The sequence below is a fragment of the Mucilaginibacter sp. genome (genome assembly GCF_965277465.1).
Classification (GTDB): Bacteria; Bacteroidota; Bacteroidia; order Sphingobacteriales; family Sphingobacteriaceae; genus Mucilaginibacter.
The window spans coordinates 278,050-293,260 of sequence record NZ_CBDICW010000002.1; the positions used below are offsets into that span (position 1 = coordinate 278,050).

Here is a 15,211-nt window from a genome sequence, read left to right on the forward strand (position 1 = left end):
TGTAAATATCTGTTCTAATTCTGAGGAAAATTTGATTATTTGGGCTGCTCGGTAACCGGATGACTGTTTTCAGGAAATTTACCGGCTTTGTAAAAAATGCGCATCATACTTGGCAGTACAATGAGCAACAGGGGCAAAGCCACCAAAAAGCCACCGATAACAGCTATTGCCAATGGCTGATGCAGTTGTGCACCTGCACCAATCCCCAGTGCAAGCGGCATCAGCGCTATAATAGCCCCTAATGCAGTCATCAGTTTAGGCCTTAACCTTGTAGATATGGAATATACTACTGCTTCATCAATACTGTTTTCAACGCCTTTGTTTAAATTATCCAATGCCCTTTGTTTAAACTGTAAAAAGGTGAATATGGCATTTTCGCCAATGATGCCTACTATCATAATAAGCCCGGTATAACTACCCACATTTAACGGGGTATTGGTAATAAGCAATGCCAAAAAGCTGCCCGATATACCCAATACGCCAATGATCAATATTAAAACGGCTATCCGGAATTGTTTGAACAGGAAAAGGATCACCGCAAATACCAGCAGGCTCGAAGTTATCAGAATGATCAGCAACTCCTTAAATGATTGTTGCTGTTGCGCATAATCGCCGCCATACTCCACATGATAACCTAATGGGAGGCTTATTTTTTGTGCTATAATTTTCTGTATGGCAGGGATAACCGTACCCAGATCGCTTCCCTCTAAGCGCGCGCTTACTATACCTATTGATTGCAGGTTTTCGCGGTTCACTTCGGCATCGCCGGCTCTAAGTTTTACCATCGCCAGTTCGCTGATAGGCACCAGCTTGCCGCTTGGTACAAAAACTAATTGGTTTTGTATACCCAGTACATTTAAAGCACGGTTACCGGGGTAAACCATGCGGATAGGCGACAGTTGTTCGCGCTCCAGCATGTTACCTATAATATTCCCCTCTAATGCGGTTTGTATCTGGAACTGTAAGTTAGCCGGGGTAATATTATACTGGGCCAGCTTGCTGTAATAAGGGTCAATACTAACGGTTGGGCCTGCAATAACTATCCCGTTAAATACATCGGCGGTGCCTTTTATAGTGCTAACCACATCGGCAGTTTGTTTTGACAGGCTTTGCAGCTTTAACGGATCATCACCAAATATTTTGATCTCAATGGGCTTGGCCGATGTGGTAAGGTCATCGAGCATATCGGTAATTACCTGCCCAAAATCAATTACCAATGCGGGCTGGTTGGCCGCTATTTTTTTACGCAGATCGCTTATTACTTCCTCGGTGCTTTTATCCCTTTTCTTTTTAAGCTGGATCAGGTAATCGCCGGTATTAGGCTCCGTGATAAAGAAACCCATTTGCGTACCAGTACGTCGCGAATAAGCTTCTACTTCAGGCTGTTTGGTAATTATTTTTTCAACCTCGCGCAGCATTCGGTCAGTTTCATCTAACGATGTTCCCGGTGGCGAGGTATAATCCAATACAATACTGCCTTCGTCCATCTCTGGTAAAAAGCCGGTTGCTAATAAGGGTGGTACAATTACAATGGCAACCACCAAACCCGCAACTATCAGCAAGCTAACATAGGGGCGCAGTATAAACCATTTAACCCAGCGTTGTTTTTTAACATGATGTATTTCTTCCTGCTTAGCCTGTATGGTGTTTACACTTTTGTGGCGGCTCAATAAAATATAAATCACCGGTAGCCCTATCCATGTAACAAAAAACGAGCATACCAGCGTAATAATCATGGTATTGGTAAGTACATGAAAATACGCGCCCGCAACGCCCGTCATCAGCATAAAAGGAATAAATATTACAATAGTACTTACCGATGAACCCAGCATAGCCGGGAACAAATAATCAATAGCCGTTTTTATCAGTTTAAGCGGATGCTCAAGCGGGTGCTCCTCGTGCGTGCGGTGAATTTGCTCAACCACCACAATGGCATCATCAATAATTAAACCCAGGGCTGCAGCAATGGCACCCAGCGTCATGATGTTTAAGGTATAACCTATTGCGTACAGCACAGCAATACTTAGGCAAAGCGTTACCGGGATGGTGATCAATATAACCGCACTCGCTTTTATCGACCGCAGAAAAATAATTGCTACAATTATGGCCAGTAACAAGCCTATCCATAAGCTATCGCTTACGCTTTGGATAGAATCTTTTACAAAGTCAGCCTGCTCATAGTAGGGCCTAATGGTAACATCCTTCGGCAATATTTTTTGCAGCTGGGTAACCTTATCGTCCATATCAGCCGACAGGGATACCAAATTGGCATTGGGTTGTTTTATTACAGCTATCAAAACACCTTCGTGCCCGTTGGCATTAATGCGGGTGTATTCTATCCCTTCCTGTATGGCTATCTCAGCAAAATCTTTTAGCCTTACCACCCGCTTTTTATTATTGCTGATCACCAGGTTTTCTAACTGGTCTTTTGCGTTAATGGTTGCATCTGTTACGGTGAGGTACAGCATTTTATAATCAGACAAATACCCTTCTGATTTTACAAAGTTGGTAGTGCTTAGCGTAGTGCTTATAATATCGGGCGTTAAGCCAAGCGAACTCATTTTTTGGCGGTTAAGGGTTAGCCAGTATTCCTTGGCCTTACCACCAATAACCCTGATCTCAGATACCCCGTCAACCTGCGATAAAAAGGGCTTAACAGTATAAGTTGCCAGTTGCCTTAATTCAATAGGGCTACGGCTATGGCTCTCCAGCGTATATCCGCTTACAGGCAATATCGAGGGGTTCATTTTTTGTACCGATATATTAACATCGGCAGGCAGGTCATTCTTTATCTGGTCAATGCTTGATTGGATGCGCTGCTGGCTCAGGTCAATATCAGCCCCCCAGTTCATATAGGCCGAGATCTCGCAGCTGCCGCGGCTGGTAGTACTGCGTACCAATTGCAGATCGGGCACTTGTTTAATGGCGTTTTCGAGCGGTTTGGTAACCGTAACCATCATTTTATTTACCGGTTGTAAACCCTCATCGGCAATGATCTTTATTTTGGGGAAGGTGATTTCCGGAAACAGGGAGGTTTGCAGTTTTGAATAAGCAAACAGCCCGCCCATAATAATAATGGCCAATACCAGGCTGATGGGCTTTTTATGCGTAATAAAAGTATCCTTTATGGGCGTCATGGTGTTACTATTTTAACTTTGGCCGTATCCGGCAATCCATAATTACCACTGATGATAATTTTATCCTGCGGCGAGAATTTTGGTGATAATATTTCGATCCTATCGCCCGCCTGGATGCCTTCTTTAACCGGTACTTTTATGGCTGTAGTTGCATTTATAAGTTTCATTACCCAAAACTCCGTTTGCGTTTCGTTAGCTAAAACAGCCGATTTTGGCAGTGAATTGGTATTGCTTTTTGTCGATTTGATTATGCGTGCCTTAGCAATTAAATTTTCGGGGATCTGTTGGCTGTTGTTGATCTTTAATACTACACCCTGGGTTTGTGAAACGGTATCAACCGTTGGCATAAATGAGCTTACAGTGCCGCCAACTTTTATACCGCCGGGTAGGGTAAGGTCAACATTTTGCCCGATTTTTACATATTGTTTAAGCTCATAAGGCAGCTGCATTAAAAATACAAAGCTTGCGCGGTCGCTTATTACAGCCAATGGTTCGCCATCAGCTACATAATCGCCTTTTTGGTGGCTCAACTGTGATATGTATCCCTGCGATGCCGCCTTTATCCGGTTAACGCCGCTAAATTTAAAAGTAGTATCTAAAATATTAATACTGTTGCCAATGCTTTGCGCCTCTTTGGTTTTAATGGTGAACAGGAACTGGCCCTTGCTTACGTTTTGGCCCAATTGGGTGTTAACCTGTTCCACATAACCGTTTGCGTTTGATTTAACGTAGTTTTTTTGCAGCGTGGTTGATGTTGCACTCAGGTTAATATAATCAGTTAGCGTACTGTCATTAACGGTTGTAACCGTAACCGGGGTTTGTGATTCAACTTTGGCATCGGCACCATCATCAGCAGCTTTATCCTTGCTTTGGCAGGAAAATAACATCAGGGAAATTCCCGCAACAAAACATATTTGCCTGGTGAGGGGGTATTGGAGTATAAATGTTTTCATGTTATCGGTTCCAGTAATTTAACTGATTGATGAGCTGTAGTTTATTAATAGTGGTTGTGGTACGCAGGTTTTTTATTGTTAGATAGTTGTTAACCGCCAGTATCAGATCGGCTATCCGCAGATCACCGGTTTGTAAAAGCTGGGTATCAACCTTTATCAGGCTTTCGGTATATTTTATCTGCTCGTCTATCTGTACTAAAAGGTTTTCGTTCTCGCTTATCTGCTGCCTTATCTGCGCTATTTGCTGGCGGTACTGCACATTAAAAAAGGCCTTATAGCTTTGGCGTGTTTCTTCCTGTAAGAATAGTTTGCGGTATTGCATTTTTCGCTGGCCACCATCGTAAATAGGCATGGTGAAAGTAAAGCCCGCGCTAACGCCAAAGTTTTTATAGGCCTGCCCCATAAAATCAGAATTGTAGCCACCATCGGCCAACAAGCTCACTTTGGGTTTGTAGCTAAAATCAATAAGCTGGTGGCTGTTGATAAGCTTTAGGCTATCAATTTTATATTGCCTGAAAAATATGCTGTTGCCTGCATCCGGAAGCATGGCTTGCTGAATGTTAGGCTCCTGTAGTTCTATCAGGGTAGTATCGGCTATTCCTGTCAGGTAATTAAGCGTGGTATAGTCGTTTTTATATTGCAGGCGCGATTGCAGCAGCTGCAATTGCTGCTGTTTTAAGGTGACTAAAAAAGTAAGGTAATCACTTTGGCGGTAAACGTTTGACCGGGTTAGCTTTTTTAGCAGTTCTTCTTCCTTTGTTAGCAGCTCAATAACTTCGCGGTTAAATTTAAACTGTTGCAAGCTGCCGAAGGCCGTAATATATTGGGCAGTTATAGCCTTTTTTAAATCCTGCTCAGATATTTTGCTGGCATTACCAACCGATTGCGAGATGAGGTTAAGTGCTTCCACCTGCGCGTTGATATTATTTTTACCTACAATGGCCTGGTTAACCCCCATTAAAGCATTAAATGTATGCTCGTTTGTTATGGCTCCGGCATAGCCATAACCATCAATGGTTGGTGCATACAGGCCACCGCTGTTTAAATTTATCTGCGGCTTAAGGCCTGCACGTAAACGCAGGCTATCCATTTGGTTCAAGGCCACCTGGTTGCGCAGATCTTTTAAAAGCGGGCTGTTATTTTTGGCAGTTTCGAGGTAATGATCAAGCGAATAAGTTTGCGCTAAAGAAACAGAACAGGTAAATGCGCACAATATAATGCTGAAGAGCAATTTCATTCAATTATCAGTAAGGATATTTATAAGCTAAACTATTATATAATTCTGGATTAATTTAGGACGGGCAATAATGTTACATACGCTTTCCTACCCGGTATTTAGTGTTTGTTATCGTTAAAATCAATAATAAAAGTATGGTATTTATCTATAAATGAGTATTTAAGCGAAAATTTAAAATTCTCACAGATCTGTTTAGAAATAGTTAAACCCAAACCACTACCCTCCGAGCCTGATGATTTATGGAAACGGGTAAATATTTTTTCGTCGGGTAGTGCTTCACTATTCCCGGTGTTTTGGATAATGAATCTACCGGCATCCAGGTTAATAATTATCTCCCCGTTTTTATGATTATGCCTTATGGCGTTACTTATCAGGTTGCTTAACAGTATTTCTGCTAAATACTTGCTGGCATAAATTTCTTTAGGCGCTAATTTATAGGTAAGCTTTATGCCTTTATCCTGAAAAATCTCTTCAAACTGCACTATCATTTCCTCGGCCAGTTCGTGCAGTTTAATTTGTTGCTGTTCGTGCAGCAGGCGGTTCTCAATTTTCACCAATAGTAATAAAGATTGGTTTAAGCGGTTCAGCCGGGATGCTGCGCTGTAAAGATCATTCAATAACTTACTCTGCCTTTCGCTGAAATTCTCCGTTTGTATCAGGGTATCCAGCTTTGAGTTGATAACTGCAATTGGGGTCAGTAACTCGTGTGATGCATTTTCAGTAAATATCTTGAGGTCTTTATATTCATGTTTTGCCTTTGCAGCCATATCGGCTACTGCATCATTCAGCTCCTTAAATTCTTCAATAGAGGTATTTAACTGCGGGATCTCGTGTGTATCGGCAATATTAAAAAGCCTTAGCTCCTTCATAATGCTGTAAAATGGCTGCCATATCCTGTTTAATATTAGTCGGTTGATAACCAACAAAACAAAAAGTAACAGCAGGATCACGCCAATAGTAATAGCAAATATCAGGCGGATCAGATCCTCAGTTTCTACCTTCGATTCAATGATCTGGATCTTATAATATTTATCGCCAACGGTAATTGAACTGATTAACCCACGGCCAGATTCGTACTCGCCTTGCTGTTCTTTATGATGCCGGTGCTTTCTGTGGATCTCTTCTTCGCTCCATTTTTCAAAATACTCGGTATTGATAAACTCGCGGGTTACCGAGCCCGGCTGCACCTGCTGAAAAGTGATCTGCTGATCGTTTGATTGAAAGGTTTGCGGTAATTGGTGGTTTAATTTTACGTAATCAAATATCTCCTGCTCTTCCACCATCAGGTCGCGATCCTTTTGATTGGTGAGTATCAGGCTGATTGCCTGGTAATAAATTATACCCGTTATCAGCATCACTACTATTGTAGTAATAAGGTTTACGCGGTTGTAACGGGCTAAAAGTTTCATTGGTCGGTAAACTTATAACCCATACCATAGGCGGCCTGTATATAATCGTTACAGCCTGCCTCCATTAATTTTTTACGGATGTTTTTGATGTGCGAATAGATAAAATCAAAATTATTGGCCATATCAATACCATCGCCCCATAAATGTTCGGCAATGGCATTTTTTGATACCACTTTACCTTTGTTGGCAATAAAGTAAAGCAATAGCGCATATTCCTTACGTGTAAGTTTAACCGCTGATTTATCAACCTTAACATCTTTGGCTAAAAGATCAATAGTGATTTCGTTAAAAATTAATTGGTTGCTGCCATTGTATGATTTACGGCGAATTATGGCCGAAACGCGTGCCTTTAATTCGGACAGGTGGAAAGGTTTTACCAGGTAATCATCGGCTCCAATGTTCAATCCTTCCAGGCGGTCGTCTAATGAGTTCTTTGCGGATATGATGAGCACACCGTCGGCATGCCCGTTATCTTTTAAACTTCTTAAAATATTGAGGCCGTTACCACCGGGCAGCGTAATATCAAGCAGGATACAATCATACCTGTACAGGTTTACCTTGGTCATAGCATTGGCATAACTGTCTGCAGTTTCGCAAATATTGCCTGCTTCGGTAAAATATTCTTCAATACTTTCGCGCAGGCCTTCCTCATCTTCAATGATCAATATCTTCAAAGTATTTTTTTGTTAAATGTACAAACTCAATTTTGTAAAGATTTTGGATTATGCAAAATCAATAAGCCCGGCAAACAGTTTTAATACAGCTTTTACAGTTAACTTAGCCTTCATTTACCTTAAAAATAATTAATTATGTGGTGGATCTACGCATTACTATCGGCCCTGTTTGCAGCCCTAACTGCAATATTTGCAAAAATCGGAATTAAAGGTGTAGATACCGATCTGGCAACAGCTATCCGCACCGTAGTTATTTTATTGCTGGCCTGGGCCATAGCCATTTTTAAGGGCAGTACCGAAACTATTGGAGGCTTAACGCGCATTAACTGGATCTTCCTGGTGCTCTCAGGCTGTGCAACAGGCCTGTCGTGGATCTGCTATTTTAAGGCCCTGCAACTGGGTAAGGTATCGCAGGTAGCGCCTATTGATAAGCTTAGCGTGGCACTGGCCATTATTTTGGCGGTGGTGTTTTTAAAAGAATCGCTTAATGTAAAGCAAATAGTGGGGGCTTTAATGATAATAGGGGGCAGTGTTGTGCTGATATTTGCCTGATTTATTGCTTTGTGTAACAAAAATACTGCTGTATTTTAAAATTCAGTTTTAATCCAGAGTTATCATTCAAATTTGAAGGATAGATTACTTGGGATAATACATGAGGAATATTTGCATTCTGTTTTTTTTAGTCATTATATCATTGGGTGCTAACGCGCAGGGTAATAATGATAAAGGTAAAATAAGCGGTAAGGTAACAGATGCTGTTACCAAATTACCGGTTGATTATGCCACCGTAAGCGTTTACAAACAGGGCAGCACTTCGCCGTTTAATGGTGCCAGCACTGATCCGAAGGGGAACTTTAAAATTGATAATATATCGGCTGGCGAATACAGCATAACAGTTGATTTTTTGGGCTATAAGCGCCAAACTATTGATCATGTAAGCATCAGCAGTACAGCTAAAAATATTGTATTAGCTGCTATTTTATTGGCACCTGTTCAAAACCAGTTAAAGGGGGTGGTTATAACGGCCAGCGCCCCAACGGTTGAAAACAAGATTGATAAATTAGTTTATAACCCCGCTAATGACCTTACCGCACAGGGCGGCGTTGCATTGGATGTTTTAAAGAAAGTACCAATGATCACGGTTGATATTGATGGTAATGTTGAGCTGATGGGTAATGCCAATGTACGCTTTTTAATAAACGGTAAACCATCGAGCATTTTTGGGGCAAGCCTTGCAGATGCACTGCAATCCATACCTGCCAGCCAGATAAAGAGTATTGAGGTGATTACCAGCCCTGGCGCAAAATACGATGCCGAAGGTACCGGTGGTATAGTTAACATTGTTTTAAAGGATAGTAAGATACAAGGCATAAACGGCAGTGTTAACCTATCGGCAGGTACAAGGTTAGAGAACGGATCATTTAACCTGAATGCCCGTAAAGGGAACTTTGGCGTTAATGCATTTTTTAGCGGAAATGAGCAGTTAAACAGTACGGCAATTAATACTACCAACCGCACATCGTACAGCAAAACAAGGGATACCGTTACCCAGCTGTATCAAAAGGGGAGCAGTGCTTTTAAAAGAAGCGGTTACCAATCAGGCTTTAGTTTAAACTGGAGCATCACCCCAAAGGATGAACTAACGGCAGCTATTAACTTTAATCATTTTGGTAATCATGGTGGTGGTATAACCAACCAAAATCAAAGTACCTATTCGTCATTAAATAATACCACGTTAGATACGCTAAGCTTGGCAAATTCAAACAGCCGTTTCAGTGCAAACTCAACCGATTGGAGCGTGGCCTATAAAAAAACATTTGCTAAGGAAGGGCAGGAGCTTAATGTACTGTTTAACTCCAGCTACGGTACAAACAATAATGATTACAGCTTACAGCAGGATTATATTACCGCAGGCCTGCCTGCAACAGGCTCCGTAAGCAGCAACCCCGGTAAAGACAGGGAAACAGATATTTCTGTGGACTATGCACAGCCGATAGCTAAAGATTTTACTATTGAAACAGGTGCCAAGGCTGTAATTGAAAACCTGAATAATACGGTATTGAGCCAAAAGCTTAGCAATGGCAATTATGTGCCCGATCCTTTTCAAACGTATTCATTTAATTACAAGCGCGATATTTTTGCCTATTACCTTTCATCGTCATTTTCATTGTTTAAAAACTTTATTGATGGTAAGGCAGGGTTAAGGTACGAGCATACCAGCACTACTTCTGATTTTCCCGGAACTAATATCCCGTCGTACGGCATTTTTGCACCATCGTTTGTGATTTCGCATAAGTTAGATAAAACGCAGACCATCAAATTCAGCTATAGTTACCGTTTAGAGCGGCCCGATTACCGCTCACTTAACCCTTTCTATAACATCAGCGATCCGCACAATATCAGTACCGGTAATCCGGATCTGAAACCTGAGTTGGGGCATAATTTTGAGCTGGGGTACAATAAGTCATTCAGCAAGGGGGCAAATATTTACATAGCGGCATTTTACAGGTATAACACTAATGATATACAATCATTCACCACATTTTATTCGAGCTTAAAAGTAGGCGATTCAACCTATTCCAATGTTTCGCTTAACCAGCGTTATAATATTGGCAAGGAAACAACAACGGGCATAAACTTATATGGATCATTACCGGTAACCAGCAAACTTAGCTTACGCTCTAACATGTTTTTTGCCGATAGGATAACCGATAATCCGGGCAGCCCGCAGGTTAGCGGCTTTGCTTACCGCATTAACCTAAACGGCAGCTACGATTTTGGTAACAACCTGGCCGCTGAGCTTTTTGTAAATTACCGTTCATCGCAAAAGGGCATACAAGGTACAAACCCGGCATTTGCATTCTATAACATTGCCGTGCGCAAGCAGATAATGAATAAAAAGGCAAGTATTGGCTTAACTGCTGCTAATCCTTTCAATCAGTATGTAAACCAAAAATCAACAACATTTGGTTCAAACTTCGATCAGACCAATATCAGGCAGCTGCCATTCCGTTCGTTTGGTATCAGCTTAAGCTATAAATTTGGCAAGCTTGAGTTTAAAAAAGATAAGGAACGCGATGATAACGGACAGGCACCAAGCGATAATAACGGCGGATAAATAAAATATATACCAATTATTAATTCACAATATTTATACAACCATATAAAACCTCAATTATGAAACTTTCATCAAAACCACTTTTTGCAGCTTTAGCAGGTATAGCTTTAGCCTTGCCTGTAAGTTTATCTGCACAAACAAAAACAGGCTTTAAAGTATTAACCACCTTCCCTATTAAAAGTAGTGGCGGCTGGGATTATATAACCGTTGATGGTGCAAGCAAACGCATCTACGCATCGCACGGTATGCAGGTTAATATATTGGATGTAGCAACCGGCGATTCGGTAGGCATTATCCCTGATACTAAAGGCGTACATGGTATTGCATTGGCACCGGGCCTTAATAAAGGCTATACCAGTAATGGCCGTGCAAATAATGTTACCGTGTTTGATTTAAAAACAAACCAGGTGATAAAACAGGTGGCTGCGGGTACAAACCCTGATGCTATTTTTTATGATGAGTTTTCGAAAAAAGTTTATGCCTTTAATGGCCGCAGTAAAGATGCTACCGTAATTGATGCCGTAACCGATCAAGTAGTTGCAAACATACCTTTGGGCGGCAAGCCCGAAACCGGCGTATCTGACGGTAAAGGAAAAGTATATGTTAATATTGAAGATACCAACGAAGAGGTTGAGATAGACGCCGCCACATTTAAAGTATTGAACAGGTGGAAGCTGGAAGGCGGCGAAGAACCTTCGGGCCTGGCAATTGATACTAAAACAAAGCGTTTATTTATTGGCTGCGGCGGTAATAAAACCATGATTGTTTTAAATGCAACCAATGGTAAAATAGTAGGCAAGTTCCCTATTGGTGATTGTGACGGTGTTGCTTTTGATCCTGAATTAAAACAGGCTTACAGCTCAAATAACGAAGGCACAATTTCGGTGATCCGTGAATTAAGTGCTGATAAATTTGAGTTTGTTGAGAATATTAAAAGTGAAAAAGGTGCCAGGACCATAGGTATTGATACCCTTACCCATAAACTTTATTTACCTACCGCACAATTAAAACCGGTTGAGCCAACTGCCGAAAATGCACACCCGCGCCCGCAACAAATTCCGGGTACTTTTCATGTAGTTGTGGTTGGGAAATAAGCAGCTTAAGATTTCCTATTCTACTCGTCCTTGCGAGCGATAGCGAAGCAATCCCCGACTAACAGAACCGCCAATCATGGTTGATCTGCACAGTAGGTGATTGCTTCTTCGTACCTCATCGCAATGACGTTCCGTAGTTCAAACGCGTCCTTGCGAGTTACGAAGCAATCCCAAACAATAAAAAAATAAAGCCGTCATTTCCCTTAAATAGGATAGCAGGCAATTATGCTTGTTTTCTGCATAAATTTCAATTAGAAATACTTTATTTTAAATTTTTGATAATTTATTGCCTTAATTAAATAATTTTAATAAATTGCCCCTCGTAGATGAGGAAAAATTTATCAACCCTAATTATCCTTTTGTGTTTGGCTGCGGTATCGTTTAGTGCGGTATGCGCCAAAAAAACTAACAGGAATTTTATAGCAAGACCAACAAACATGGTCTTAAGTGCTGATAGCGTATCTGCTGAAAGCATTCTGAATTTTGCTCAAAATTTAATAGGGATCCATTACCGCTCTGCCTGTTCTGATCCGCTTCGCGGTTTTGATTGTTCGGGCTTTGTGAGTTATGTTTTTAAAAGCTTTAATTTCGTTGTTCCCCGCTCATCATACGAATTTATTGGTATCGGCCAAAAAGTGAAATTTGAAGATGCTAAACCAGGTGATATTATATTATTTACCGGCACAAAAAAACATACCCGCAGAATTGGCCACGTTGGCATCGTATTCAGTAATGTTGGCGATGACTTTAAGTTTATCCACTCAACATCGGGCAAAGAGCATGGTGTTACCATAACCAATATGGATAAAACCTACCGCCGCCGTTTTGTACAAATTATACGCGTGCTTAAACAAAATGATAATTTGCTGGTAGTGCAGGCCAGTTTATAAGTTTCTTTTCAATTTTAGTTTAACTTGTATTTAGTCCCGCAAATATTGTGGACGAAACAGCCATCAACATAAAAACCCCCAGGCAGCTAAGAATAGGAACCGCCATATTCTATTTCGTGTCTGGCTTTGGTTTTGCAACCTGGGCCTCACGTATCCCTACCATTAAACACCAGCTCCATTTAAACGATGCCCAGTTAGGCACAGTTTTATTTGCCATCCCCATAGGGCTAATGTTTACCATGCCCATCACCAACAAATTGTTAAACCGTTATAGCAGCCGCAGTATTATATTGTTTGGCACCATGCTTTTATGTACCATACTGGTATTTATAGGGTTTTCAAACAGTATGTGGCAGTTAATGGGGGCTTTGTTCTTTTTCGGGTGCGCCCGTAATTTGCAAACGCTCTCCATAAATACGCAGGCGGTTGCGGTGCAGGGTTTGTACAGTAAATCAATAATGGCAACGTTTCACGGTATATGGAGCATGGCTGGCTTTGCAGGGGCAGCAGTGGGATTAGTAATGGTATACTTTAATGTTGCCACCGCCTGGCACTTTATTTTTGTAAGTATATCGTTAGCAGTATGTACGCTGTTTTTTATTAAAACCACGCTTTATATCAAACCGGTAAAGCAGGTGCGTAAACCTATGTTTTCGCTGCCTGATAAATCGCTTCTCAAATTTTCATTTATCTGCTTTGCCAGTATGGCCTGCGAAAATACCATGTACGACTGGAGTGCCCTCTACTTTCAAAAACAGGTATATGATAATAAAACCATCGCCACGGCAGCTTTTGTTATCTACCTGATAGCCATGACTACGGGACGTTTTTTTGGTGATAAAGTGGTAACCAAATTTGGTATAAATAAAGTACTAAAGGTTAGCGGGGTATTTATTTTGTGCGGCTTATTACTGGCTGTGGCTTTACCTTATCTGGTAACTGTAGGCTTAGGTTTTATATTAGTGGGCTTCGGCGTATCCTGCATTGTGCCAATGATATTTAGTTTGGCTGGCAAATCAAAAACCATGAGCAGTGCATCGGCTTTGGCATCTATTTCAACTGTGGGCTATCTTGGTTTTGTATTGGTGCCTCCCTTTGTAGGGTTTGTGGCGCAGGCAGCCAGTTTACGGTTGTCGTTTGCTATAATAGCCTTGTTGGGTGGCTTAATCGTTTACCTGGTATCAAATATTCAGGAGGAGCAGGATCAGCCGGAAGTAATGGTAATTACTGATATGGAATAATTAATTCACTTGCCCAACAAGTTATTTACAATAAATGCGTTATGTGAACTTATGCGCACCCTTAAACTTATCACAAGGTTTTACAGCGGATTTTTTATAGCCAACTTGCTCATCACCTTTTGTTGTGTAGCATTGCTGCGCTATTACAACTCACACGCTATGGAAATAATAGGTGTGTTGTTTTGGTTTAAAGTGATCACTATGGGAGTAATATGTTACTCATCCATCTATTCAAGAAAGAAGGAGTTGTATTATTACCAAAACCTCGGGGTTTCTAAAGTTTTACTGATCGTTTCCACATCAGTTTTTGATTTTTTGCTTTGGCTTATCTTAATTATAATAGCACATTAACTGCGCATGATACACACCCTTGAGGCAGATGGCATACAACTTGATTTTGGCCTGCGCAGCATATTATCAGATGTTTATATAAAATGCGAAACCGGGAAAATAACCGGGCTGCTGGGTCGTAACGGCCAGGGTAAAACCTGCTTAATGAATGTTATATTAGGTACTTTAAATTCATCAATTAATTCGGTAAGGTTTGATGGTAACATGGTGCGCAATGCCAGCAAGCGGCCCGATTTGCTGCTTTACCTGCCGCAGTTTAATTTTATCCCCAAAACGCTTACCGTAAAAAAGGTAATGGATGATTTTCAATTATCCCCTACTGAATTTGAACGGCGCTTTCCTGAATTTAATTCGCGGTACGATCTGAAAGTTAACCAGCTTTCGGGCGGCCAGTGGCGAACGCTGGAACTGTATATTATTGTTAAAACACCATCGCTGTTTGCCATGCTCGATGAGCCGTTTACCCATCTTAATCCCATTCAGATTGATAATATAAAAGAGTTTTTGGTAGAGGAAAAAGCAAATAAGGGCATGCTGATAACAGATCACATGTACAGCCATTTGTTAGACATCAGCGATAGCGTTTACCTGTTAAAGGATGGCAAAACACACCAGGCAAAAACACTGGATGATCTGGATAGGCTCGGTTATGTACGCTTAGATGCCGGCAGGTAATTAAATAGTTAATTAAACATTAACACATTTTTATTATGCCGATATAATTAACAAAAAAGTAATTTATAATTTACAATAGCTTAATGTAGCTTTGCGCCATGCGTAAAAGCAATTTGCCAACCTATGCTATTGTTGAATTACTGATCAGGTTAGAGCCCCTTGATCCTTCCATCGGTAATTACAAAGACCATAGTTTTAGTACTAACGAAGTAATGGTTAAAACCCAGCAGGGTACTATCCGTTTTTCAAATCCACTTGTTCAGCAGCAGTTTGAAGCCCCTGAGCTTATAAATAATGAGCAGCTTTTGTTGGCTGCTGCCTCTTTCAGGCCTTTCAGATAAGGTATCCTGTCCCCGTTAATATTATTCAAAAAATATATTTTTTCTTTTCTAAAAGATGGGTACATTTAAACAGCCAATTATAAACCATCAA

At 41.0% G+C, this 15,211-nt stretch carries 12 protein-coding genes; 7 read left to right on the forward strand and 5 right to left on the reverse strand.

The window, feature by feature from the left end:
• Positions 1 to 35: 35 nt before the first annotated feature.
• The 5 genes from ACQY4U_RS13560 to ACQY4U_RS13580 all read right to left on the reverse strand — a co-directional run bounded on the left by ACQY4U_RS13560 (position 36) and on the right by ACQY4U_RS13580 (position 7,410).
• A complete protein-coding gene (locus tag ACQY4U_RS13560) occupies positions 36 to 3,137 on the reverse strand; it encodes an efflux RND transporter permease subunit (RefSeq protein ID WP_428329974.1) in 3,102 nt (1,033 codons plus the stop codon).
• The gene (locus ACQY4U_RS13565; protein WP_428329975.1) at positions 3,134 to 4,024 is read right to left on the reverse strand and encodes an efflux RND transporter periplasmic adaptor subunit; all 891 of its coding nucleotides are present in this window, start codon (positions 4,022 to 4,024) and stop codon (positions 3,134 to 3,136) included. Before ACQY4U_RS13565 ends, ACQY4U_RS13560 begins: the two co-directional genes overlap by 4 nt.
• A 67-nt stretch (positions 4,025 to 4,091) precedes the next feature.
• Positions 4,092 to 5,327 (reverse strand): TolC family protein, encoded by a 1,236-nt coding sequence (locus ACQY4U_RS13570; protein WP_428329976.1) that lies wholly within the window; start codon positions 5,325 to 5,327, stop codon positions 4,092 to 4,094.
• 98 nt (positions 5,328 to 5,425) lie between these two features.
• The gene (locus tag ACQY4U_RS13575) at positions 5,426 to 6,736 is read right to left on the reverse strand and encodes a sensor histidine kinase (RefSeq protein ID WP_428329977.1); all 1,311 of its coding nucleotides are present in this window, start codon (positions 6,734 to 6,736) and stop codon (positions 5,426 to 5,428) included.
• Entirely contained in the window at positions 6,733 to 7,410 is a 678-nt protein-coding gene (locus tag ACQY4U_RS13580) for a response regulator transcription factor (protein ID WP_428329978.1), read from the reverse strand. Before ACQY4U_RS13580 ends, ACQY4U_RS13575 begins: the two co-directional genes overlap by 4 nt.
• 135 nt (positions 7,411 to 7,545) lie before the next feature.
• Between ACQY4U_RS13580 and ACQY4U_RS13585 the strand changes: the two genes are divergently transcribed.
• The 7 genes from ACQY4U_RS13585 (at position 7,546) to ACQY4U_RS13615 (ending at position 15,120) form a co-directional block, all read left to right on the forward strand.
• A complete protein-coding gene (locus ACQY4U_RS13585; protein WP_428329979.1) occupies positions 7,546 to 7,962 on the forward strand; it encodes an EamA family transporter in 417 nt (138 codons plus the stop codon).
• Positions 7,963 to 8,062: 100 nt separating this feature from the next.
• Complete coding sequence (locus ACQY4U_RS13590; RefSeq protein WP_428329980.1) at positions 8,063 to 10,528, forward strand: TonB-dependent receptor domain-containing protein; 2,466 nt, start codon at positions 8,063 to 8,065, stop codon at positions 10,526 to 10,528.
• Between the two features lie 59 nt (positions 10,529 to 10,587).
• On the forward strand, positions 10,588 to 11,622 hold the full coding sequence (locus ACQY4U_RS13595; RefSeq protein WP_428329982.1) for a YncE family protein: 1,035 nt from the start codon (positions 10,588 to 10,590) through the stop codon (positions 11,620 to 11,622).
• A 437-nt stretch (positions 11,623 to 12,059) separates the two neighbouring features.
• Entirely contained in the window at positions 12,060 to 12,512 is a 453-nt protein-coding gene (locus ACQY4U_RS13600; RefSeq protein ID WP_428329983.1) for a C40 family peptidase, read from the forward strand.
• Between the two features lie 47 nt (positions 12,513 to 12,559).
• Positions 12,560 to 13,753 (forward strand): MFS transporter, encoded by a 1,194-nt coding sequence (locus tag ACQY4U_RS13605; protein ID WP_428329984.1) that lies wholly within the window; start codon positions 12,560 to 12,562, stop codon positions 13,751 to 13,753.
• Between the two features lie 357 nt (positions 13,754 to 14,110).
• On the forward strand, positions 14,111 to 14,779 hold the full coding sequence (locus ACQY4U_RS13610) for an ATP-binding cassette domain-containing protein (RefSeq protein ID WP_428329985.1): 669 nt from the start codon (positions 14,111 to 14,113) through the stop codon (positions 14,777 to 14,779).
• Positions 14,780 to 14,877: 98 nt separating this feature from the next.
• Positions 14,878 to 15,120 carry a hypothetical protein gene (locus tag ACQY4U_RS13615; protein WP_428329986.1) on the forward strand — a complete coding sequence of 81 codons (243 nt, stop codon included), beginning with the start codon at positions 14,878 to 14,880 and terminating at the stop codon, positions 15,118 to 15,120.
• Positions 15,121 to 15,211: the final 91 nt, after the last annotated feature.

Coding starts and splice junctions, on each gene's coding strand:
- ACQY4U_RS13570 (WP_428329976.1), bottom strand. CDS start 5,327: ATGAAATTGCTCTTCAGCATTATATTGTGCGCATTTACCTGTTCTGTT.
- ACQY4U_RS13610 (WP_428329985.1), top strand. CDS start 14,111: ATGATACACACCCTTGAGGCAGATGGCATACAACTTGATTTTGGCCTG.
- ACQY4U_RS13615 (WP_428329986.1), top strand. CDS start 14,878: ATGCGTAAAAGCAATTTGCCAACCTATGCTATTGTTGAATTACTGATC.
- ACQY4U_RS13585 (WP_428329979.1), top strand. CDS start 7,546: ATGTGGTGGATCTACGCATTACTATCGGCCCTGTTTGCAGCCCTAACT.
- ACQY4U_RS13600 (WP_428329983.1), top strand. CDS start 12,060: ATGGTCTTAAGTGCTGATAGCGTATCTGCTGAAAGCATTCTGAATTTT.
- ACQY4U_RS13565 (WP_428329975.1), bottom strand. CDS start 4,024: ATGTTATTTTCCTGCCAAAGCAAGGATAAAGCTGCTGATGATGGTGCC.
- ACQY4U_RS13595 (WP_428329982.1), top strand. CDS start 10,588: ATGAAACTTTCATCAAAACCACTTTTTGCAGCTTTAGCAGGTATAGCT.
- ACQY4U_RS13575 (WP_428329977.1), bottom strand. CDS start 6,736: ATGAAACTTTTAGCCCGTTACAACCGCGTAAACCTTATTACTACAATA.
- ACQY4U_RS13560 (WP_428329974.1), bottom strand. CDS start 3,137: ATGACGCCCATAAAGGATACTTTTATTACGCATAAAAAGCCCATCAGC.
- ACQY4U_RS13590 (WP_428329980.1), top strand. CDS start 8,063: ATGAGGAATATTTGCATTCTGTTTTTTTTAGTCATTATATCATTGGGT.